Source organism: Scandinavium lactucae, from assembly GCF_033843265.1.
GTDB classification, from domain to species: domain Bacteria; phylum Pseudomonadota; class Gammaproteobacteria; order Enterobacterales; family Enterobacteriaceae; genus Scandinavium; species Scandinavium lactucae.
The window spans coordinates 228972-250211 of sequence record NZ_JAWXRD010000027.1; the positions used below are offsets into that span (position 1 = coordinate 228972).

Consider the following 21240-nt stretch of genomic DNA (forward strand, 5'->3'; position numbering starts at 1 on the left):
CACTATCTTTGTGAGATGTGCCTGTAATTAAACTTGTTTAGTTCCACGCACATTTTGAAATATCCGGAATTTCAGCTATAAGCAGGTATTATTCAGGCATCAGGTTATCCAGAAATTCATTAGGCTTCTCACTGTTATATTCAGCCAACCAGCACTCCGTGATCTCCCGCGCTTCTTTCATTGTTCTGAACAGATAATAACCCAGAAAAATACCATGTTCTTCGGCAAACTGCATCAGTGCCAGTAATATCAGTTCTGGCTCGTTATCCATCCGTATCTTCAGCGTATATCCGCTACTCGCCACTATCCTGTCTAACACTCTCATTACTCGCCAAACCAGAATATTCAAATCGATTACTATCGTAAGAACCTCGCGGTAATAATCATCTACCACATTGAAAGTCCTGAATCCTCTGCTACACACCAGAATATTGTGAATAAAATCTTAAATGCTATAGACGTCGCCAGTGGGTCCGAGTTTCGCACCGAAGGACGTTGCGTTGCCTTACGACGAAAATTCAGTTTCAGCACGAAATAAATCAGACGAACGCGCTTATGATTCGAGGCGTGGCCCTGCCTGCACAGAACCCAAAACAGGTGCTTAAACACCATATCGTGTGTAACGCTCCGCTATTTAAGTCACTACCTGATCACGGGTTCATCACGCCGCGTATTACGGTTGGTAAAATACAAAGCCCTGCTCTGCGATAACGTCCTGCATACCTGACGTACGTTCATCGAAAATGTTTCTTTCAGATAACCAACGAGCAAATGGTCCACGTGGTGTCCGGATCCTGGATGGCGGAAAACAACCATGACCAGGTGCTCATCCTGAACCAGAAATTGAGTGAGTTTGCCCCATTCATGCCCCACGCCGTGGGATCGGATGGTTATTAATTATAAATATCATTAGGTTAGATAACCTAAACTTGCATGCCCATCACTTCCTGGTAGGCCGACACCAGCTTATTCCGCACCTGAATCCCCAGCTGTAGCGACACAGAGGATTTTTGCAGGTCGGTCATCACATCATTCAATGCAATCCCCGGCTCGCCTAAGGCAAATTTCTCAGCCTGCGCTTTGGCGCTGTTTTGCGTGTCGCTGATGCGATCGAGTGCTGCGTTGAGCTGTCCGGCAAAGCTGATGCCCGGCTGTGCTTCCGGCTGCTGATTCCGCGCCACGCTGGCTGCGGCCTGCATCTGCGTCACTACCCCTTCGATACCCGTAATGGCCATGTTTATCCCCTGGTCGATGTCATGGAGGATGAGATTAGCAGTTTGTCAATGAGATAAAGGCGCTAATTAACGTTAAAAAACCCGACTATTTGAGCCATAGAAAATTCGGGAACGGCAAATAATGGCATCGCTACTACTTTGCCTTTGCCGACCGGGAGTCAGCCTTGCTTTTGTACACGTTTAACGCCATCGACCTGGATTCACGAGGTGCGCAATGAGCGCGACAGCCACGACCACGACACCAACGAAAATGCCGGAGTGGGTCACTCGCCTGCGCGCTAACCCGAAAATCCCTTTAATGGTGGCCAGCGCAGCGGCCGTCGCGATTATTGTCGCGCTGGTGCTGTGGGCAAAAGCGCCCGACTACCGCACGCTGTTCAGCAACCTGACCGATCAGGACGGCGGTGCCATCGTCACCCAGTTGCAACAGATGAACGTCCCCTATCGCTTTACCGATAGCGGTGGTGCAATTGAAGTGCCCGCGGATAAAGTCCACGAACTGCGTCTGCGTCTTGCCCAGCAGGGGCTGCCGAAAGGTGGCGCTGTGGGCTTTGAGCTGCTGGATCAGGAAAAATTCGGTATCAGCCAGTTCAGCGAGCAGGTCAACTACCAGCGTGCGCTGGAAGGTGAACTGGCCCGCACCATCGAAACGCTCGGTCCGGTAAAAAGCGCGCGAGTGCATCTGGCGATGCCGAAGCCGTCGCTGTTCGTTCGTGAACAGAAACTCCCGTCCGCTTCCGTCACCCTGAATCTCGAACCGGGCCGCGCGCTCGACGAAGGCCAGATTGCGGCGGTAGTGCATTTAGTCTCCAGCGCGGTGGCGGGCCTGCCACCGGGTAATGTCACCCTCGTTGATCAGGGCGGTCATCTGCTCACCCAGTCCAATACCGGCGATCGTGACCTTAATGACGCGCAGCTGAAATACGCCTCCGATGTTGAAAGCCGCGTCCAGCGCCGGATCGAATCCATTCTGTCGCCGATTGTTGGCACCGGGAACGTCCACGCGCAGGTCACCGCGCAGATCAACTTCGACAATAAAGAGCAAACCGAAGAGCAGTACAGCCCGAATGGCGATGCCAGCAAGTCGGTGATGCGTTCGCGTCAGGTGAATGAAAGCGAGCAGATTGGCGGCCAGAATCCGGGCGGCGTACCGGGCGCGCTGTCGAACTCCCCTGCCCCAGCGCCCAATGCGCCAATCTCGACCCCGCCGGCTAATCAACAGAACGGCGCGCAGGGCCAGCAGAGCAGTACCAGCAACACCGCCCAGAGCGGACCGCGCAATTCGTCTCGAAACGAAACCACTAACTACGAAGTTGACCGCACCATCCGTCACACCAAGATGAACGTGGGTGATATCCAGCGCCTGTCGGTGGCGGTGGTGGTGAACTACAAAAATCTGCCGGACGGCAAGCCGCTACCGCTGACCGCCGATCAAATGAAACAGATTGAAGATTTGACCCGCGAAGCAATGGGCTATTCGACCAACCGGGGCGATACCCTGAACGTGGTTAATTCGCCGTTCACCGCAGGCGATGAATCCGGTGGCGAGCTGCCGTTCTGGCAACAGCAGTCGTTTATCGATCAGCTCTTGTCTGCCGGACGCTGGGTGCTGATTGCGCTGGTGGCGTGGATCCTGTGGCGTAAAGCAGTACGTCCTCAGTTAGTGCGCCGCGAGGAAATCGCCAAAGCCGCCCTGGCAGAAGCCCAAATCGAGCGTGAAACCGCCGAAGCGGTAGAAGTCCGTCTCAGCAAAGATGAGCAGCAGCAGAGTCGCCGGGCTAACCAGCGCCTGAGCGCCGAAGTGATGAGCCAGCGTATTCGCGAAATGTCAGACAACGATCCGCGCGTCGTCGCGCTGGTCATTCGCCAGTGGATGAGTAACGACCATGAGTAACACCCTTTCAGGCACCGATAAAAGCGTCATCCTGTTGATGACCATTGGCGAAGACCGCGCAGCAGAGGTGTTCAAACACCTCAACACCCGCGAGGTGCAAACCCTCAGTGCGGCGATGGCTAACGTCCGTCAGATTTCCAATAAACAGCTGACCGACGTGCTGGCGGAGTTTGAACAGGAAGCCGAACAGTACGCGGCGCTGAACGTCAACGCCAACGAATACCTGCGTTCGGTGCTGGTGAAGGCACTGGGCGAAGAGCGTGCCGCCAGCCTGCTGGAAGATATTCTCGAAACCCGCGAAACCACCAGCGGGATGGAAACGCTCAACTTTATGGAGCCGCAGAGCGCCGCCGACCTTATTCGCGACGAACACCCGCAGATTATTGCCACTATCCTGGTACACCTCAAACGTGCGCAAGCGGCGGATATTCTGGCGCTGTTCGACGAGCGTCTGCGTCACGATGTGATGCTGCGTATCGCCACCTTCGGCGGCGTGCAGCCCGCGGCACTGGCCGAGCTGACCGAAGTGCTGAACAACCTGCTCGACGGCCAGAACCTCAAGCGCAGCAAAATGGGCGGCGTGAGAACCGCAGCCGAAATTATCAACCTGATGAAAACCCAGCAGGAAGAAGCGGTCATTACCGCCGTGCGCGAATTCGACGGCGAACTGGCGCAGAAAATCATCGACGAGATGTTCCTGTTCGAAAACCTGGTCGAAGTGGACGATCGCAGCATCCAGCGCCTGTTGCAGGAAGTGGATTCCGAATCCCTGCTTATCGCGCTCAAAGGTGCCGAGCAGCCGCTGCGCGAGAAGTTCCTGCGCAATATGTCTCAGCGTGCCGCCGACATTCTGCGCGACGATCTGGCCAACCGTGGCCCGGTTCGCCTGTCGCAGGTCGAGAACGAACAGAAGGCCATCCTGCTTATTGTGCGTCGTCTGGCCGAAACCGGCGAGATGGTGATTGGCAGCGGAGACGACACCTATGTCTGATTCAACGCCGTGGAAAGTCTGGCAGCCTGACGATCTGACCCCGCCGATGCAGGCGTTGGTGGCGGAACTCATCGGGCCCGCCGATGAGCCGGTAGATGAAGTTTCCGAGGAGCAAAAGCAGCAACAGCTGCTGGCGCAGATCCAGATGCAGGCCCATGAACAGGGCTACAATGCCGGGCTGGCGGAAGGTCGCGCCGCCGGGGAATCGCAGGGTTATCAGGAAGGATTAGCGCAAGGGCTGGAACAAGGTCTGGCGCAGGCCCAGCAGCAACAGGTGCCGCTCCACGCCCGAATGCAACAGTTAGTGAGCGAGTTCCAGCACACGCTCGATGCGCTCGATAGCGTGATTCCCTCGCGTCTGATGCAGATGGCGCTGGAAGCCGCCCGCCAGGTGATCGGCCAGGCTCCGATGGTCGATAACACGGCGTTGATCAAACAGATTCAGGAACTGCTCCAACAGGAACCGCTGTTCAGCGGCAAGCCGCAGCTGCGCGTACATCCCGATGATCTGCAACGCGTAGAGGAAATGGTTGGCGCGACGCTGAGCCTGCACGGCTGGCGGCTGCGCGGCGACCCGTCGCTGCATCACGGCGGCTGTAAAGTGTCAGCCGATGAAGGCGATCTGGATGCCAGCGTCGCCACCCGCTGGCAAGAGCTGTGCCGCCTGGCCGCTCCGGGAGTCGTGTAATGACCGCGCGCCTGACCCGCTGGCTCAACACGCTCGATAACGTCGAGACCAAAATGACGCAGCTACCGTCGGTGCGCCGCTATGGGCGCTTAACCCGCGCCACCGGGCTGGTGCTGGAAGCCACCGGGCTGCAACTGCCGCTCGGCGCGACCTGTGTGATTGAGCGTCAGGATGGGGGCGAAACGCGCGAAGTGGAAAGCGAAGTGGTCGGTTTCAACGGTCAGCGCCTGTTTTTAATGCCACTGGAAGAAGTGGAAGGCATTTTGCCCGGCGCACGCGTATATGCCCGGAACGCCTCCGGCGACGGTCTGCACAGCGGGAAACAGCTGCCACTCGGCCCGGCGCTGCTCGGGCGCGTGCTCGACGGCGCGGGAAAACCGCTCGACGGATTACCGGCTCCGGATACCACCGAAACCGGGGCGCTGGTAACCCAACCGTTTAACCCGTTACAGCGTACCGCCATCGAACACGTTCTCGACACTGGCGTGCGCCCGATTAACGCTCTGCTCACCGTCGGACGCGGCCAGCGTATGGGCCTGTTTGCCGGGTCCGGCGTCGGCAAAAGCGTGCTGCTCGGGATGATGGCCCGCTATACCCAGGCCGACGTTATCGTCGTTGGGCTAATCGGCGAGCGTGGCCGTGAAGTGAAAGACTTTATCGAGAACATTCTCGGGGCCGATGGCCGCGCCCGTTCGGTGGTGATCGCCGCCCCGGCGGACGTGTCGCCGCTGCTGCGAATGCAGGGTGCCGCCTACGCCACACGCATTGCCGAAGATTTTCGTGACCGGGGTCAGCACGTGTTGCTAATCATGGACTCACTCACCCGTTACGCGATGGCTCAGCGTGAAATCGCGCTGGCTATCGGCGAACCGCCTGCCACCAAAGGCTATCCACCGTCGGTGTTTGCCAAGCTGCCTGCGCTGGTCGAACGCGCCGGGAACGGCATCAGCGGCGGCGGTTCAGTTACTGCATTTTATACCGTGCTCACCGAGGGCGACGATCAGCAGGATCCGATCGCCGACTCCGCGCGCGCGATCCTTGACGGCCACATTGTGCTGTCCCGCCGTCTGGCGGAAGCGGGCCACTATCCGGCCATCGACATCGAAGCCTCTATCAGCCGTGCCATGACTGCCCTCATCACCGAGAAGCACTACGCGCGGGTAAGAAACTTCAAACAACTGCTCTCTAGCTTCCAGCGCAACCGCGACCTGGTCAGCGTCGGGGCATATGCCAAAGGCAGCGATCCGATGCTCGACAAGGCCATTGCCTTGTGGCCGCAGCTGGAGGCGTTTCTGCAACAGGGTATTTTCGAGAAGGCAGACTGGGAAGATTCACTTCAGGCGTTAGAGATTATCTTCCCGGCGGCCTGAGTTAGCAGGAGTAAACCATCATGGCACAACATGGCGCATTAGTGACGCTGAAAGAACTGGCCGAAAAAGATGTCGACAATGCCGCCCTGCAATTGGGCGAGATGCGACGGGGCTGTCAGCAGGCGGAAGAGCAGTTGAAGATGCTGATGGACTACCAGCTTGAGTACCAGAATAACCTGAACGACAACATGTCTCAGGGGATGGCCAGCCTGCGCTGGCAGAACTATCAGCAGTTTATTCAGACCCTGGAGAAGGCTATCGACCAGCATCGCCAGCAGCTGTTGCAGTGGAACCGTCGAGTTGAACAGGCGCTCAACGCCTGGCGTGAGAAAAAGCAGCGTTTGCAGGCATGGCAGACGCTACAGGACAGACAGGCTGCGGCCACGCTGCTGGCAGAAAACCGTCTGGACCAGAAAAAAATGGATGAGTTCGCCCAGCGTGCCACCTTAAGGAAACCCGAATGATTACTCTGCCGAAACTTGTCGTCAGTGATGCCGACCTCACCGCTTCTGCTCAGACCGGGGCGACGACCGGCGCAGCCGACGGGGCGCAGGACTTTTTCGCCCTACTCTCTGGCGCAATGTCCGGAAAGACCGCGGCGAAAGACGGCCCGCTGAGCCTCGCCGATTTGCAGGCCGTCAGCCAGCAACTGCCGCAGGGTGAGGCCAAAACCACCCTGAGCACACTGCTGGCTCAGCAGGCGGATGACGCAACACAAAAAGTCGATGTGACGGCCCAGGCCGACGCGCAGTCGGTGCTGAGCGCCTTAACGCCGGAAGTGAAAAGCGACGTGGTGAAACAGCTGGCGAAAGACCTGACCAACGGCGACGACAAGCCGCCCCTCAGCGAGGAAGAGATGGCCGGGTTAAGCGCGCTGATGGCGATGTTGCCGCATACCACGACCGTCACCGCGGCGCTGCCGACCTCGCCTGCCAATACCGCCATTACAACGACCAATGCCAGTAGCGGGAAAGGATTTGCGGACTTCGCTACCACGGCAACCCCGGTCGGCACCGCCCTCTCCGGGCATGACAGCGGCAAAGCATTAGCTCAGGGCTTGCCGACCCACGGGCTACACGCGGTTCAGACAGATGACAGCCCGGCTAACCAGACTTCGCCGCTGGTTGCGGCTGCCGCCGCGAAAGCTGATGCCGACAGTTCGCTCTCTGCCGCCGCGCCTGCGGTCAACGTCGCGCCAGTTATCAGCAACGCCACCGCGACGGTGAACACCCATCCGGTGGTAACGGTCAATTCCCAGCTCGGCACCCCGGAATGGCAGCAGAACGTCAGCCAGCACATTACCCTGTTTACCCGTCAGGGCCAGCAGACCGCCGAGCTGAAGCTGCACCCGGAAAACTTAGGCCAGGTCAACATCACCCTCAAGATTGAGGATAACCAGGCGCAAATTCAGATGGTGTCTCCGCACAGCCACGTGCGCGCGGCGCTGGAAGCGGCTATCCCGACGCTGCGAACTCAACTGGCCGATAACGGTATCCAGCTGTCGCAGAGCAACGTCAGCAGCGAAAGTTTTGCCGGGCAGCAACAGCAGTCCTCTTTCGGGCAGCACTCCTCGCCACGTTCTTCTGAAGGTCGCGCGTTTCCTGCCGATGATGAAGAGATGCTGAGCGTTCCTGCCAGCCTACAGGCGCAGGTCCGGGGCAACGGCACCGTCGACACCTTCGCCTAACGCCAGAGGTAGCACGATTATTCCCGTCTTTTCCACCCTTTGCGCTGGACTTAAGTCGGGATAATCACCCGATAAGCAGTACCGAATACAGGAAAGACGTAACAGATGACAGACACCGCGATCTCAAAGAAAAGTAAGCGTTCAATCTGGATCCCGCTGCTGGTGCTGGTGACGCTCGCCGCCTGCGCCACCGCAGGCTATAGCTATTGGCGACTGCAGCAGCACCCTACCGCCGATGCGAAAAAAGAAGTCCCGCCCCCCCCGGCTCCGGTGTTCTGGGCGCTGGATACCTTCACGGTGAACCTGGGTGACGCCGATCGCGTGCTTTACGTGGGTATTACGCTGCGTCTGAAAGATGAAGCGACCCGTACGCGCCTGAACGAATACCTGCCGGAAGTCCGTAGCCGTTTACTGCTGCTGTTCTCCCGTCAGGATGCCAGCAAACTGGCGACCGATACCGGGAAACAGGATCTGGTGAACGCCATTAAACAGACACTTGCGCCGCCTCTGGTGGCGGGCCAGCCGAAGCAGGAAGTGACTGACGTGCTGTATACAGCTTTCATACTCCGGTAATCCCATGGGCGACAGTATTCTTTCTCAGGCCGAAATTGATGCGCTGCTGAACGGCGACAGCGAGAAGAGCGACGAACCGCAAGCCGGGGCAACCGGCGAAAGTGACATTCGTCCCTATGACCCTAATACCCAGCGTCGCGTGGTGCGCGAGCGTTTACAGGCGCTGGAAATTATCAACGAACGCTTTGCGCGTCAGTTCCGGATGGGGTTGTTTAACCTGCTGCGTCGTAGCCCGGACATTACCGTCGGCGCGATCCGCATTCAGCCCTATCACGAGTTTGCCCGCAACCTGCCGGTGCCGACCAACTTGAACCTGATCCACCTGAAACCGCTGCGCGGCACGGGCCTGTTTGTGTTCTCGCCAAGCCTGGTGTTTATCGCGGTGGACAACCTGTTCGGCGGCGATGGGCGTTTCCCGACCAAAGTAGAAGGTCGTGAGTTTACGCACACCGAACAGCGAGTGATAAACCGTATGTTGAAGCTGGCGCTGGAAGGTTACAGCGACGCATGGAAAGCGATTCATCCCCTGGAAGTGGAGTACGTGCGATCTGAGATGCAGGTGAAATTTACCAATATCACCACTTCGCCGAACGACATTGTGGTCAACACCCCGTTCCATGTGGAAATTGGCAACCTGACCGGTGAGTTCAATATCTGCCTGCCGTTCAGCATGATTGAGCCGCTGCGTGAGGTGCTGGTTAACCCGCCGCTGGAAAACTCCCGCAGCGAAGACCAGAACTGGCGTGAAAACCTGGTGCGCCAGGTGCAGCACTCCGAGCTGGAGTTGGTGGCGAACTTTGCCGAGACCTCGCTGCGCCTGTCGCAGATTTTGAAACTCCAGCCCGGGGATGTGCTGCCTATCGATAAACCGGATCGCATTATTGCCCATGTGGACGGCGTGCCGGTATTGACCAGCCAGTACGGCACGGTGAACGGTCAATACGCGCTGCGCGTAGAGCATCTGATCAACCCGATTTTGAATTCGCTGAATGAGGAACAGCCCAAATGAGTGATATGAATAATCCGTCCGATGAGAATAACGGCGACATGGACGACCTGTGGGCTGAAGCGTTGAGCGAACAGAAAACCACCAGCAGCAAAAGCGCGGCGGATGCGGTCTTCCAGCAGTTAGGCGGCGGCGACGTCAGCGGCACCTTGCAGGATATCGATCTGATCATGGACATTCCGGTCAAGCTGACCGTTGAACTGGGCCGCACCCGGATGACCATTAAAGAGCTGCTGCGCCTGACGCAAGGCTCGGTGGTGTCGCTGGACGGTCTGGCGGGGGAGCCGCTCGATATTCTGATCAACGGCTATTTGATTGCCCAGGGCGAAGTGGTTGTGGTCGCCGATAAATACGGCGTACGTATTACTGACATCATTACGCCGTCCGAGCGTATGCGCCGTCTGAGTCGTTAAGATGAAACCCCAGTCAGGCATGATCCAACCGGCCCCAATGGCCGCCCCCTCTTCTGGGCTGATGGAAGTCAGCGGCGCGCTGCTGGGGATTATTCTGCTGATCCTGGCCGCGGCCTGGCTGGCGAAACGCTTTGGCATTAGCGGGGTGAAAACTTCTGCAACCAAAGAGCTGAAAGTCAGCGCCAGCGCAGCTCTCGGCCAGCGTGAGCGAGTGGTGATCGTCGATGTGGAAGATGCCCGTCTGGTACTCGGTGTCACCGCAAGTCAGGTCACACTGCTGCATAAACTGCCGCCGACGGTCATCGACCCCGATGCGCCAAAAGCGGACACCCCTGATTTTGCCTCACTGATGAAATCCGTTATCAAGCGTCCAGGGAGACTCTGATGCGCCGTCTGTTGTCCCTTTCGCTGGTCACGCTATTCCTGTTGTCTCCGGCGGCTTTTGCCCAGCTACCGGGTCTCGTCAGCCAGCCGTTGCCAAACGGCGGTCAGAGCTGGTCTCTGCCAGTGCAGACGCTGGTGTTTATCACCTCGCTGACCTTCCTGCCCGCCATTTTGCTGATGATGACCAGCTTTACGCGCATCATCATCGTGTTTGGCCTGCTGCGCAGCGCGCTCGGCACCGCCTCCGCGCCGCCCAATCAGGTGCTGCTCGGCCTGGCGCTATTCCTGACTTTTTTCATTATGTCGCCGGTTATCGACAAGATTTACGCCGATGCCTATCAGCCGTTTACCGAAGACAAAATCACCCTCGAACAGGCGATTGATAAGGGCGCGCAACCGCTGCGTGAATTTATGCTGCGCCAGACGCGCGAAGCCGATTTAGCCCTGTTTGCCCGGCTGGCAAATACCCCGCCTATTCAGGGCCCGGAAGCGGTGCCAATGCGTATCCTGCTTCCCGCCTACGTAACCAGCGAGTTGAAAACGGCGTTCCAGATTGGCTTCACCATTTTCATTCCGTTCCTGATTATCGATTTGGTGGTGGCCAGCGTGCTGATGGCGCTGGGGATGATGATGGTGCCTCCCGCCACCATTGCCCTGCCGTTCAAGCTGATGCTGTTCGTACTGGTGGATGGCTGGCAGCTATTGGTCGGGTCGCTGGCCCAAAGTTTCTACAGTTAAGGAGTGCCGCCATGACCCCTGAATCAGTAATGATGCTTGGCACGGAAGCGATGAAAGTCGCGCTGGCCCTGGCTGCCCCGCTGCTGTTGGTGGCGCTGGTCACCGGCTTGCTGATCAGTATTCTGCAAGCCGCGACCCAGATTAACGAAATGACCCTGTCGTTCATTCCAAAAATTATCGCCGTGTTCATCGCTATCATTGTGGCGGGCCCGTGGATGCTGAACCTGCTGCTGGACTACGTGCGCACGCTGTTTACCAACCTGCCGTACATCATCGGATAAGCGGGATGTTACATGTCTCAAGCGACCAATGGCTGCACTGGCTTAGCCTCTATTTCTGGCCGCTGCTGCGGGTTTTGGCGCTGATTTCGACCGCGCCCATTCTGAGTGAAAAATCAGTACCGAAGCGCGTCAAGCTGGGACTTGGGGTCATCATTACCTTTATCATCGCGCCTTCCCTGCCCGCCACCGAGGTGACGATTTTCTCACCCAACGCGCTGTGGCTGGCGATGCAGCAAATTCTGATCGGCATTGCCCTCGGTTTCACCATGCAGTTTGCCTTCGCCGCGGTGCGTACCGCTGGGGAAATTATCGGCCTGCAAATGGGCCTGTCGTTCGCCACCTTTGTCGACCCGAGCAGCCACCTCAGTATGCCAGTCCTCGCGCGCATTATGGATATGCTGGCGATGCTGCTGTTTCTGGTATTCAACGGCCATCTGTGGCTGATTTCGATGCTGGTAGATACCTTCCATACCCTGCCGATTGGCGGCCAACCGCTGAACAGCAATGCGTTTATGGCCCTGACGCGCGCTGGAGGGCTTATCTTCCTCAACGGCCTGATGCTGGCCCTGCCGGTTATCACCCTGCTGCTGACCATTAACCTGGCGCTGGGGATGTTGAACCGCATGGCCCCGCAACTGTCGGTGTTTGTTATCGGCTTCCCGATAACCCTGACCGTGGGCATTATTTTGATGGCTGCGTTAATGCCGCTCATCGCCCCTTTCTGCGAACATTTGTTCAGCGAAATATTCGATCTATTGGCAGATATTATCAGTGAGTTACCTAAGATAAGTTTCCCTTAATATTAAAATGGGCATCCTAAGGATATTCTTAAAACCACTCTGCAAAAACATCTTCCAGGATAACTCTGGCGCGGGTTAATTGTTTTTAGGTCTCTCACACATCCTAACATTTACTTTACTTTAAGATGTTTCCTGGCAAATTATACGTAACTTTACGGGATAGTTGAGGTCGCCCGATTCTCTGTCATGTTCTTTGAAACTGCTGGTTTAGCGTACGGTGACAAATAAGAAGTAATCGGGCTTGGGTTAATTATCGTTATGCATTGAGTGAGGGTTTGCCATGTCAACGATTATTATGGATCTATGCAGTTACACCCGGCTTGGATTAACCGGGTACTTGACCAGCCGGGGCATCAGGAAACGTGATATCGGCGACGTTGAGACCATCAGTGAGCTTGAAGAGGCCTGCAGGGCGCTACACCCGGCTGTCGTGTTCATTAATGAAGACTGTTTTATCCACGATACAGAAAGCAGTCAGCATATTAAGCAGATCATTAATCAACACCCCAGGACACTGTTTATCGTATTTATGGCAATTGCCAATATTCATTTTGATGAGTATCTGTTGGTCAGAGATAATCTGTTAATTAGTTCGAAGTCGATTAAGCCTGAGTCATTAGACGGCATTCTGGCGGATTACCTACAGAAGATCAGCGACAATGTGAGTCGGGTAAAGATCCCGACATTGTCACTGAGCCGGACCGAATCAAGTATGTTGAAAATGTGGATGTCGGGACAAGGAACGATTCAGATATCCGACCAGATGAATATTAAGGCAAAAACGGTATCATCACATAAAGGTAATATTAAAAAGAAAATAAAAACCCACAATAAGCAGGTTATTTATCATGTTGTCCGATTGACAGATAATGTAACAAGCGGGATCTACGTCAATATGCGCTGAGAATGCGTACAGCACTGGCGGAAACACTCCGCCAGTGGAAAATCGTCTAGTCTACTTTTTCAACAAAAATGCCATCTTGATGGCCCGTTTCGTTAAAGAACCAAATCCCCATCGGATAATCTTCCAGCGAAACCAGATACATCGTTCCTTCACTAAATTGCTCCACAGCCAGTACCACGCCCGGACGACGCGGGCCACCATCCGTTTTGACCGTTACTCGATCGTTAACCTGCATACCTTTTCTCCTGTCTTTTACTTCAGCCAGTGTAGAACAAAACCTCCGCGCTGACAGCGTCTGCGCTGCCAATGGCTGTTTTTTTCGACCGACTATACTTTGTTCTGGGTAATGCTGTTGTCCATGTAAGAGGAGCCTCTGATGAAAACTGCCAAAGAGTACAGCGATACGGCCAAACGCGAGGTGAACGTTGATGTGGATGCCCTGCTGGATGCCATCAACGAAATCAGCGAAAGTGAAGTACACCGCGCCGGGGATTCCACCCATCACGTCAGCGTTGACGGTCGGGAATACCACACCTGGCGTGAGCTGGCTGAAGCCTTTGAACTGGATATTCATGACTTCAGCATCAGTGAAGTCAATCGCTGAACGCGAGCTAAAAAAAACCCGGCCACGGAGTGGTCGGGTTGAAGCTTGCCTTCGCAAGGAAGCACTTGAAAATTCGTTACACCAGGAAATCTGATGCGGATAAAACATTATCCTCAATTATTTTGTAAGACAAGCATTATTCATAATTACCATGAATGTATTTAAGATTTTTCTGGCCTGCATTGACGTTTAAGGAGAAGTAATGCCTGATCTGCAACAGCCACTGATTGTGTTTACCGACGTGGAGGGCACTCTGCTCGACAGTCACACCCAGCTCTGGCAGCCTGCCAGCGACTGGCTATTACGCTTGCAGGAGCATAAGGTTCCCGTGGTGCTGTGCAGCAGCAAAACCGCGGCGGAGATGATGCTGCTGCAAAAAGAACTTGGACTGGGCCTGCAGCCGCTGATTGCCGAAAACGGCGCAGTCATCCAACTGGCGGGTGCGTGGCGGGATGACGAGGCGTACCCGCGTCTGATAACCGGCTCACCCCATGCTGAAATTGAGGATGTACTGCAACAGTTACGGGAAAATGACGGGTACAAATTCACCACCTTCTCTGACGTTACTGAACAACAGATTGCCGAATGGACGGGAATGAACCTGAAGCATGCGGCCCTTGCCCGCCTGCATGAGGCATCGGAAACGCTAATCTGGCGCGACAGTGATGAGAGAATGGCTGAATTTAGCGCGACGCTGGCCTCGCTGGGCCTGCAATTTGTGCAGGGCGCACGCTTCTGGCACGTTCTCGATGAGCGCGGTGGCAAAGCCCAGGCGGTAAGCTGGCTGCTGAGTCGCTATCAGCAGCGGGAGGGGTTTCGACGGCTTTCGCTTGGGCTGGGCGACGGGCCGAACGATGCCCCCCTGTTGGACACCACTGATTACGCGGTGGTGGTAAAAGGCTTAAACCGCGACGGCATCCGTTTGCAGGATGATACGCCCGAACGCGCGTATCACACCCGGCAAAGCGGCCCTGACGGCTGGCGCGAAGGGCTCGATCACTGGCTATCTTCGTCCTGACAGCAGACGCGGTTTCGGCCTTTTTGCTTCGCCAGATACAGCCGGTTGTCGGCAATGGATTGCAGGTACTCAATGTCGTACAACCCTTTATCGTCGCTGCTACTCACGCCTAACGACGCGCTAATGCGCAGCGTGGCGCTCTTGCCAATCAATATCTCTCGATTATTAATCCGCGCCCGGATACGTTCGGCCATCGCGCAGGCGTCCACCCAGGTTGCGCCAGGCAGGACAATGCAAAACTCTTCCCCGCCCACGCGGCCGGCCAGATCTTCCTGACGGATTTGTGAACCGATCATCCCCGCCACGTGATTCAGCACCCGGTCTCCGGCCTGATGACCAAAGCGGTCATTGATGCTCTTGAAGAAGTCCAGATCGAGCTGAATAACAGACAGCGGCCGCCCTTGTTCTTCGCATTGTTTGGCGGCCTCCCCTGCCAAATCAAACAGCGTGCTGCGGTTATAGAGCCGCGTCAGGCCGTCATGCCAGGCCTGCCATTGCAGCGAGGCTTGCAGGGTGCTCATGTTGCGTACCATCCGCCGAATAACCACCCACGACACGATCAACATCGAGGTAAACAAGGTCCACACCAGGCCCAGCGCCACGGAGATAGTACCGAAATCCCCACGTACACCTTCATCCAGATGATGAATACGAACCAGCACCCCATCGAAATTACGCATTTTTTCCCAGTTCACATAGCGGGTCGTGAAGCGTAATCCACCGCGGGTATCCTGCTCAAACGCCTGCGCCAACTGGGCTTTTTCCTGTGCGCTTAACGGCGATGGCGTAGTGCCATTGTTGGTCATTGAACTGGCCAGCAGATTCATTTTCTTGTCGTACAGACGGAATTCGCCGTCCTCTTCACCCTGCGTCGCCACGGTCAATAGCTGCTTCATCTGCTGCAAAGAAAATTCAATTGCCAATACACCGTACCAGTAATGCTGATAATCCACTGGCAGCGCCAGCGCTACACGACGCATATCTCCGTTTGGGGTGTCCGCCATCCAGCTTAGCCAGCGCATAGCCCGTCCGGGATTGCTGTGTTGAGACTGCTCGACAAACCACGGGCTGGTCACCAGGGAATAGTATTGCTCGACCACGTCATTGCTTCTGTCCAGCGCATTGCTGGTGATATAAAACCCAGCCCGCGAAACGTACAGCATCTGCTGCGTGGTACGCCTCAGGGTCGTTGAGAGGTGCAGGAGATAGCCGACTTCGAGCGTCGCACTCAGCTCGTTGTTGAGCAGCGGATAATCACGTGACAGAAGCGTGGTTTCTTCCACAAAGGTATCCGACACCCCATACACCGGCAGCATGCGCTGGTTATTCAGTGATATAGACCACTGGTGCTGTTCGCGTTTCTGCTGAAATTGACTCTCTGCGTTTTGCAGGCCATCAAACGCCAGCGGTGTAGCTAACGCGGCCTGCATCCCGTTGCGGTAAAAGGTCAGCCGGTCAATGTTGACCTGAAGTTGGTTATTCAACTCATGGGCCACGTTTTCCAGCGTGTTGCGCTGGCTGGAAATGTAGGCATCTTCAAGCACCGCAACTTCACGCCACGTCAGCAGCGTTGAGAATAGCAGTACGATAAAAAAACAAACGTTGACTACCCTACCCGGGTTCGAATAACGGCTGAGGCTGTTCAGCCAGCGCGGATTTTCTACGCGTGTTACGTGGGGCACACAAACTCCCTGAGTATTGCCTGATACCTGTTAACGACCAACGAAAACGCCCGGCGGCTGCCGGGCGTGGTCGTCATGACTCGTCTTGAATCCGCCGGTCACCTGGCATGAGTTCGTCTTCGCGGAAGGCTTCCCGCTTCACGCCGAACCCATCATACCATCGACATTCAACCATGCCGCTGGCATACCCGGTGACCACCATACGCGGCCCGCCACTTTTCGGTTTAACCTCATCACTGACCAAAAAGACCATAACTGCCTCCGGTATCAGAGTGAAACTGTTTCACGATAGCCGAAAATGATGGGTTTTGCGTAGTAGCTTAACAACATTTACGTAGCCGAACGCAGCCGTGAGATAACCTTCACACCCGCCAGCACCACGGCACCGACGATAAAACCAAAGACTAAATTGAACAATGTTGGCAACAGCAGCGCCACGACGCCACCCTGCGCGGCGGCAACCCCTTCAATCGCATGATGTAAGGCGGGGATGCCATGCACCACAATGCCACCGCCGACTAAAAACATCGCCAGCGTGCCCACCACCGACAGTACTTTCATCAGCCACGGGGCGATAAACAGCAATGCTTTACCGACTGCCTGCGCCACCGCGCTGGACTTCTCCACCAGCCAGTAACCCATGTCGTCGAGTTTAACAATCACCCCCACGAGGCCATACACACCCACGGTAACCAGGAGGGCGATCCCGGAGAGGATAAGCACCTGGTTGAGCAGCGGCGCATCGGCCACAATCCCCAATGTGATGGCGACGATTTCCGCCGACAGAATAAAGTCGGTGCGTATCGCGCCTTTCACTTTGTCACGCTCAAGCAGCATTGGATCCTGCTTCGCCAACGCCTCCATACGCTGCTGACGGGCCTGCGGGTCTTCTTTATGCTTACGCGCATGCAGCGAGTGCAGCACTTTTTCGACGCCCTCAAAGCACAGGAATGCGCCACCAATCATCAACAACGGGGTAATCGCCCACGGCAAAAAGGCACTGATCAGCAGCGCCAGCGGTACGAGGATCACTTTATTAATGAACGAACCTTTTGCCACACTCCAGACGACGGGCAATTCGCGATTGGCACGCACACCCGACACCTGTTGTGCGTTGAGCGACAAATCATCCCCCAACACCCCGGCGGTCTTCTTCGCCGCCAGTTTGCCCATCATCGAAATATCGTCCAGCAGGGTGGCGATATCATCAAGTAACGTTAAAAGACTGCTTCCGGCCAAATGATGCTCCTTCGTTTTTATTTATCTTACTGACCTACAGTATGAAGCAAAAGACGCAACGCGCCCAAGCATACAAACTGTCAACAAAAATACAACATAGCTCGCTAATTAAAGCGCTCGCCAGACGGCGGGTTTTCCCGTTAACTGTATGCGCCCAATTCATTGTTTGAGAAACGTCATGCACAGCCGACAACTATTACCGCTCATTGGAGCGCTTTTTGCACTCTATATCATCTGGGGATCGACCTATTTTGCCATTAGCATTGGGGTGGAAAGCTGGCCGCCAATGATGATGGCCGGAGTGCGCTTTCTGTCTGCTGGCGTGCTGCTGATGGCTTACCTGCTGTTGACCGGGCATAAGCTGCCTGCCCGTCGTCCGATGTTGAACGCGGCGCTGATAGGCGTCCTGCTACTCGCTATCGGCAACGGCTTTGTGACCATTGCCGAACACCAACACGTTGCCTCCGGGATTGCGGCGGTGATGGTCGCCACGGTGCCGCTGTTTGCGCTGTGCTTTAGCTATCTGTTCGGGATTAAAACCCGCAAGCTGGAGTGGCTCGGGATCGCCATCGGACTGGCAGGCATCGTTTTGCTTAACAGCGGTGGCAATCTTAGCGGTAATCCGTGGGGCGCGATCCTTATCCTGATCGGTTCCCTGAGCTGGGCGTTTGGCTCAGTTTACGGTTCGCGCATCGAGCTGCCCGGCGGGATGATGGCCGGTGCGGTCGAAATGCTGGCGGCAGGCATGGTGTTGATGTGCGGCTCGTGGTTAAGCGGTGAAAAGTTGACGCAGATGCCGACCCTGTCGGGCTTTCTGGCGGTGGGTTATCTGGCCATATTCGGTTCGCTGATTGCAATTAACGCCTATATGTATCTGATCCGTAACGTCTCTCCGGCGGTCGCCACCAGCTATGCTTACGTCAACCCGGTGGTGGCGGTGGTGCTCGGCACCAGCTTCGGCGGGGAGTGGCTGTCGCCTGTCGAATGGCTGGCGCTGGGCATCATAATTTTTGCGGTGGTGCTGGTGACGCTGGGCAAGACGCTGTTCCCGATGCGCGCTCCTGCTACACCCTGTCAGAGTGAGAAGTAACGGCTAACGCCGCAATGCCCTGAGTGTCGATCTGCGCGCAGCCCTCGCCGCCGCAGATCCACTCTTCCAGCCGTTCCCTAAGTGCCGCATCGCTAAGTTTGCGCTTCCCGCGTAGCGCACACTCCCAGACCACCATCACCCGCCAGCCCTGCGCTTTCAGATGCGCGATATCCCGGGCGTCACGCGCAACGTTTTTGCCGATTTTTTGCAACCAAAACTCAGTGCGCGTTTCCGGCACTTTAAACAGATAGCAGTCGTGATGATGCCAGAAACAACCGTGGGTAAAGAGGATGCAGCGCCAGGCTTCCAGCACAAAATCGGGGCGACCGGGTAGCGTCGCGTCCTGAACGGTGTAGTCAAATCCGGCCTCGGTCAGCAGTGCAGCCAGACGCTTTTCAATAGCGGTATTCTGCGTGCCTATGGCACGCATATTTTTACTGCGGGTGGCCGGGTTATGAACGTCCGCCATTGGCTTTCTCGCCCTTACGCAGCTCAACCGCCTGCAAAATGCGGGATTTGAGCAGTTTCGCTACCGCCGCAAACGCAGGGACGACCACCGAGTTGCCGAACTGGCGATAGGCCTGAGTATCTGAAACCGGAATGCGGAACTGGTAGCCCTGCGGCGCTTCGAAGCCCATCAAACGCGCGCATTCGCGTGGGGTCAGGCGACGCGGACGCCGCTGTTGGTTCTGCGGATCGTCAAAGTTCTTCTCACCGAGCGCTTTGTCCCACCCGCGGTCGATCAGTATTTCGGCCCCGTCTTTGTAATAGCGTGCCGACAGCGTGCGTGCCACGCTGCTCGGCCGGGTGGGATCAACCAGACCGTAGCCGAAGCCATTCCCGCGCGCCTGATGCTTTTTGGCGTAACGATAGAGATATTTCCACAGAACCGGGGTGAGGATAAATTTCGCGTCTACCGTCGGTTCCAGCAGTTCACCAAACGTCGGGCGACGCTCAGGATACAGCGCGGGTAAATCGCGTAGCGTGAAGCCCTGGTGCAGGTTCAAATCCCGACGGAAACCGACCAGCACAATGCGCTCCCGGTGCTGAGGCAGGAAATGCTGACCGTCGATAATTTTTGGATCGTCGGCACCCATTTCCGCTGAATCAGCCACGTCATACCCCAGTGAATCGAGAGTTTGCATGATTATCCGGAAGGTTTTCCCCCCGTCGTGGCTCTTGAGGTTCTTGACGTTTTCCAGCACAAATATCGCCGGACGGCAGGCATCGATGATGCGTGCCACGTCGAAAAACAGCGTGCCTTGTGTGTCGCAGGCAAAGCCGTGTGCGCGGCCCATTGCATTTTTCTTCGAGACCCCCGCCAGCGAAAAAGGCTGACACGGGAAGCCCGCCAGCAGGACATCATGCTGGGGGATAACGCTGCGAATGTGTGCCGCGGCCTCGCTGTCGCTGATATCCGTTTTGTGGCTCAGCGTTACGTCGCGGATGTCTTCATTAAACTGATGTTCAGCCGGGTCGCAATACCAGTTGGCTTTATAGGTGCGCACGGCGTGTTTGTTCCACTCGCTGGTGAAAACGCACTGACCGCCGATGGCCTCGAAGCCATTGCGAATCCCGCCAATACCGGCAAACAGATCGATAAAACGAAAATGCGTTGCTGCCCTGGAGGGCTGCGGCAGCAGCGCGGCTAACCGGGCGTATTCGTTATCGCCCAGCCGACGGTTGATTTTGCCGTTGTCCGTCGCGCGTTTAAGAATTGCCGGACTCCAGTGCTGCTCGCCTACCGCATTAAGCGTCGCCACCAGGGTTTTGACATCGTAAATCGTCAACAGCTGGATGAGCAGCGCCTGTGCGTCCGGCCCGGAAATTTCCGCGTCTTGTGTGGGGAGAGTGCGAGTAAGTGTGTGTTGCATTTCAGTAACCGGGCCAGACCATTTTCGCTGAGAGTAACACAATTTCCCCGGCTGAACTCAGGCCTGCGGCGCAAAACGCGCCAGAATCGCGTCATCATATTCCAGATAATCACCCTGCAACTCCGCGCTGATTTTCGCCATAAACTGCACCAGATAGCGGGCATTGTGCTCCGCCAGCGCCCGGCCCTGCGCGGTCTGCATCGTGGCGGGCAGACGCAAGAGTTTGTTCTGAAAATGATCGAGGGCATAACGCATGTCATTCAGCGGGCGTGAATCGGCAAACGGATCCTCAGCATCGAACAACGCCACATTCATTTTACCCGCGACCACAAAAACGCGCGCCAGCCCAATTGCGCCTAACGATTCAAGCCTGTCGGCATCCTGCACGATTTTGGCTTCCCGCGTCCGGGGCGCAATGTTGGCACTGTGGCTATGTGCTTCAATGGCATGGGCCACCGCAGAGTAAAGACCCTCAGGAAAATCGGGGAAATCATCCCGCAGGATGGTCAACGTTTTTTGCGCCGCCAGCACCGACGACCGGCTACGCTCAGGATGGTTTTTCGGCAGGCTGACGATATCGTGGAAATAACAGGCGGCGAGGATCACGCGTTCGTCAGTCTGTTCCGCTTGCGATAATCGTTGCGCGGTGGCCCAGACGCGACGAAAATGGGAAATATCATGTGCTGCATCATCGTCATTATGGTGCTGCATAAGCCAGTCTTCGAAACGGTGTTGCCAGGATTGCACGGTCATTCGCCCCTCTCTCTCG

General features: G+C 56.2%; 25 protein-coding genes and 2 pseudogenes. 18 read left to right on the top strand and 9 right to left on the bottom strand.

What is annotated here, in order from left to right:
- Window positions 1–88 precede the first annotated feature (88 nt).
- Window positions 89–768, bottom strand: a pseudogene (locus SIK69_RS09115) (transposase family protein); the annotation flags it as partial.
- Between SIK69_RS09115 and SIK69_RS09120 the strand changes: the two are divergent.
- Window positions 760–897: pseudogene (locus tag SIK69_RS09120) on the top strand (integrase); the annotation flags it as partial. The pseudogenes SIK69_RS09115 and SIK69_RS09120 overlap by 9 nt on opposite strands.
- Window positions 898–923: 26 nt before the next feature.
- Here SIK69_RS09120 and fliE read toward each other — a convergent pair.
- Window positions 924–1235 carry a flagellar hook-basal body complex protein FliE gene (gene fliE / locus SIK69_RS09125; protein WP_319785945.1) on the bottom strand — a complete coding sequence of 104 codons (312 nt, stop codon included), beginning with the start codon at window positions 1233–1235 and terminating at the stop codon, window positions 924–926.
- Between the two features lie 214 nt (window positions 1236–1449).
- On the opposite strand from fliE, the gene fliF reads away from it, so the two are divergent.
- From fliF to rcsA, 14 genes are all read left to right on the top strand, one after another.
- Window positions 1450–3129, top strand: a complete 1680-nt coding sequence (gene fliF / locus SIK69_RS09130) for a flagellar basal-body MS-ring/collar protein FliF (RefSeq protein ID WP_319627769.1) — start codon at window positions 1450–1452, stop codon at window positions 3127–3129.
- Window positions 3122–4120, top strand: a complete 999-nt coding sequence (gene fliG, locus SIK69_RS09135; protein WP_319627768.1) for a flagellar motor switch protein FliG — start codon at window positions 3122–3124, stop codon at window positions 4118–4120. Before fliF ends, fliG begins: the two co-directional genes overlap by 8 nt.
- A complete protein-coding gene (gene fliH, locus SIK69_RS09140) occupies window positions 4113–4808 on the top strand; it encodes a flagellar assembly protein FliH (protein ID WP_319627767.1) in 696 nt (231 codons plus the stop codon). Before fliG ends, fliH begins: the two co-directional genes overlap by 8 nt.
- Complete coding sequence (gene fliI / locus SIK69_RS09145) at window positions 4808–6178, top strand: flagellar protein export ATPase FliI (RefSeq protein WP_319627766.1); 1371 nt, start codon at window positions 4808–4810, stop codon at window positions 6176–6178. The genes fliH and fliI overlap by 1 nt, the downstream gene beginning before the upstream one ends.
- 20 nt (window positions 6179–6198) lie before the next feature.
- The gene (gene fliJ / locus SIK69_RS09150; protein ID WP_319627765.1) at window positions 6199–6642 is read left to right on the top strand and encodes a flagellar export protein FliJ; all 444 of its coding nucleotides are present in this window, start codon (window positions 6199–6201) and stop codon (window positions 6640–6642) included.
- Window positions 6639–7865 carry a flagellar hook length control protein FliK gene (gene fliK, locus SIK69_RS09155; RefSeq protein ID WP_319627764.1) on the top strand — a complete coding sequence of 409 codons (1227 nt, stop codon included), beginning with the start codon at window positions 6639–6641 and terminating at the stop codon, window positions 7863–7865. Before fliJ ends, fliK begins: the two co-directional genes overlap by 4 nt.
- Before the next feature lie 105 nt (window positions 7866–7970).
- Window positions 7971–8438 (top strand): flagellar basal body-associated protein FliL, encoded by a 468-nt coding sequence (fliL, locus tag SIK69_RS09160; protein ID WP_319627763.1) that lies wholly within the window; start codon window positions 7971–7973, stop codon window positions 8436–8438.
- A 4-nt stretch (window positions 8439–8442) separates the two neighbouring features.
- Window positions 8443–9447 (top strand): flagellar motor switch protein FliM, encoded by a 1005-nt coding sequence (gene fliM / locus SIK69_RS09165; protein ID WP_319627762.1) that lies wholly within the window; start codon window positions 8443–8445, stop codon window positions 9445–9447.
- The gene (gene fliN / locus SIK69_RS09170; RefSeq protein WP_319627761.1) at window positions 9444–9857 is read left to right on the top strand and encodes a flagellar motor switch protein FliN; all 414 of its coding nucleotides are present in this window, start codon (window positions 9444–9446) and stop codon (window positions 9855–9857) included. The genes fliM and fliN overlap by 4 nt, the downstream gene beginning before the upstream one ends.
- Before the next feature lies 1 nt (window position 9858).
- The gene (gene fliO, locus SIK69_RS09175; RefSeq protein ID WP_319627760.1) at window positions 9859–10242 is read left to right on the top strand and encodes a flagellar biosynthetic protein FliO; all 384 of its coding nucleotides are present in this window, start codon (window positions 9859–9861) and stop codon (window positions 10240–10242) included.
- On the top strand, window positions 10242–10979 hold the full coding sequence (gene fliP, locus SIK69_RS09180; protein WP_319627759.1) for a flagellar type III secretion system pore protein FliP: 738 nt from the start codon (window positions 10242–10244) through the stop codon (window positions 10977–10979). The genes fliO and fliP overlap by 1 nt, the downstream gene beginning before the upstream one ends.
- 11 nt (window positions 10980–10990) lie before the next feature.
- Entirely contained in the window at window positions 10991–11260 is a 270-nt protein-coding gene (fliQ, locus tag SIK69_RS09185) for a flagellar biosynthesis protein FliQ (protein ID WP_319627758.1), read from the top strand.
- 5 nt (window positions 11261–11265) lie between these two features.
- Window positions 11266–12060 (top strand): flagellar biosynthetic protein FliR, encoded by a 795-nt coding sequence (fliR, locus tag SIK69_RS09190; RefSeq protein ID WP_319627757.1) that lies wholly within the window; start codon window positions 11266–11268, stop codon window positions 12058–12060.
- A 280-nt stretch (window positions 12061–12340) separates the two neighbouring features.
- Window positions 12341–12964 (top strand): transcriptional regulator RcsA, encoded by a 624-nt coding sequence (gene rcsA / locus SIK69_RS09195; RefSeq protein ID WP_319627756.1) that lies wholly within the window; start codon window positions 12341–12343, stop codon window positions 12962–12964.
- 46 nt (window positions 12965–13010) lie between these two features.
- On the opposite strand, the gene dsrB is transcribed toward rcsA, so the two are convergent.
- The gene (dsrB, locus tag SIK69_RS09200; RefSeq protein ID WP_319627755.1) at window positions 13011–13199 is read right to left on the bottom strand and encodes a protein DsrB; all 189 of its coding nucleotides are present in this window, start codon (window positions 13197–13199) and stop codon (window positions 13011–13013) included.
- Between the two features lie 141 nt (window positions 13200–13340).
- Between dsrB and yodD the strand changes: the two genes are divergently transcribed.
- Window positions 13341–13568 carry a YodD family peroxide/acid resistance protein gene (yodD, locus tag SIK69_RS09205; RefSeq protein WP_319627754.1) on the top strand — a complete coding sequence of 76 codons (228 nt, stop codon included), beginning with the start codon at window positions 13341–13343 and terminating at the stop codon, window positions 13566–13568.
- 202 nt (window positions 13569–13770) lie between these two features.
- A complete protein-coding gene (locus SIK69_RS09210) occupies window positions 13771–14586 on the top strand; it encodes a mannosyl-3-phosphoglycerate phosphatase-related protein (protein WP_319627753.1) in 816 nt (271 codons plus the stop codon).
- Here the strand turns inward: SIK69_RS09210 and dgcQ are convergent.
- From dgcQ to SIK69_RS09225, 3 genes are all read right to left on the bottom strand, one after another.
- On the bottom strand, window positions 14565–16268 hold the full coding sequence (dgcQ, locus tag SIK69_RS09215; RefSeq protein WP_319627752.1) for a cellulose biosynthesis regulator diguanylate cyclase DgcQ: 1704 nt from the start codon (window positions 16266–16268) through the stop codon (window positions 14565–14567). The genes SIK69_RS09210 and dgcQ overlap by 22 nt on opposite strands.
- Before the next feature lie 73 nt (window positions 16269–16341).
- Complete coding sequence (locus tag SIK69_RS09220; RefSeq protein WP_319627751.1) at window positions 16342–16521, bottom strand: YodC family protein; 180 nt, start codon at window positions 16519–16521, stop codon at window positions 16342–16344.
- A 77-nt stretch (window positions 16522–16598) separates the two neighbouring features.
- Window positions 16599–17507, bottom strand: coding sequence for a DUF808 domain-containing protein (locus tag SIK69_RS09225; protein WP_319627750.1), 909 nt, complete (start codon window positions 17505–17507; stop codon window positions 16599–16601).
- A gap of 178 nt (window positions 17508–17685) precedes the next feature.
- Here SIK69_RS09225 and yedA point away from each other — a divergent pair, with 178 nt between their 5' ends.
- Complete coding sequence (gene yedA / locus SIK69_RS09230) at window positions 17686–18597, top strand: drug/metabolite exporter YedA (RefSeq protein WP_319785946.1); 912 nt, start codon at window positions 17686–17688, stop codon at window positions 18595–18597.
- Here the strand turns inward: yedA and SIK69_RS09235 are convergent.
- Genes SIK69_RS09235 through SIK69_RS09245 form a run of 3 tightly spaced genes read right to left on the bottom strand, consistent with a single transcriptional unit; the run spans window position 18572 to window position 21224 of the window.
- A complete protein-coding gene (locus tag SIK69_RS09235) occupies window positions 18572–19066 on the bottom strand; it encodes a very short patch repair endonuclease (protein WP_319785948.1) in 495 nt (164 codons plus the stop codon). The genes yedA and SIK69_RS09235 overlap by 26 nt on opposite strands.
- Window positions 19050–20471: a DNA cytosine methyltransferase gene (locus tag SIK69_RS09240; protein WP_319785949.1), complete on the bottom strand. Its 1422-nt coding sequence runs from the start codon at window positions 20469–20471 to the stop codon at window positions 19050–19052. Before SIK69_RS09240 ends, SIK69_RS09235 begins: the two co-directional genes overlap by 17 nt.
- A 57-nt stretch (window positions 20472–20528) precedes the next feature.
- Window positions 20529–21224: a phosphohydrolase gene (locus tag SIK69_RS09245; protein WP_319785950.1), complete on the bottom strand. Its 696-nt coding sequence runs from the start codon at window positions 21222–21224 to the stop codon at window positions 20529–20531.
- Window positions 21225–21240 lie beyond the last annotated feature (16 nt).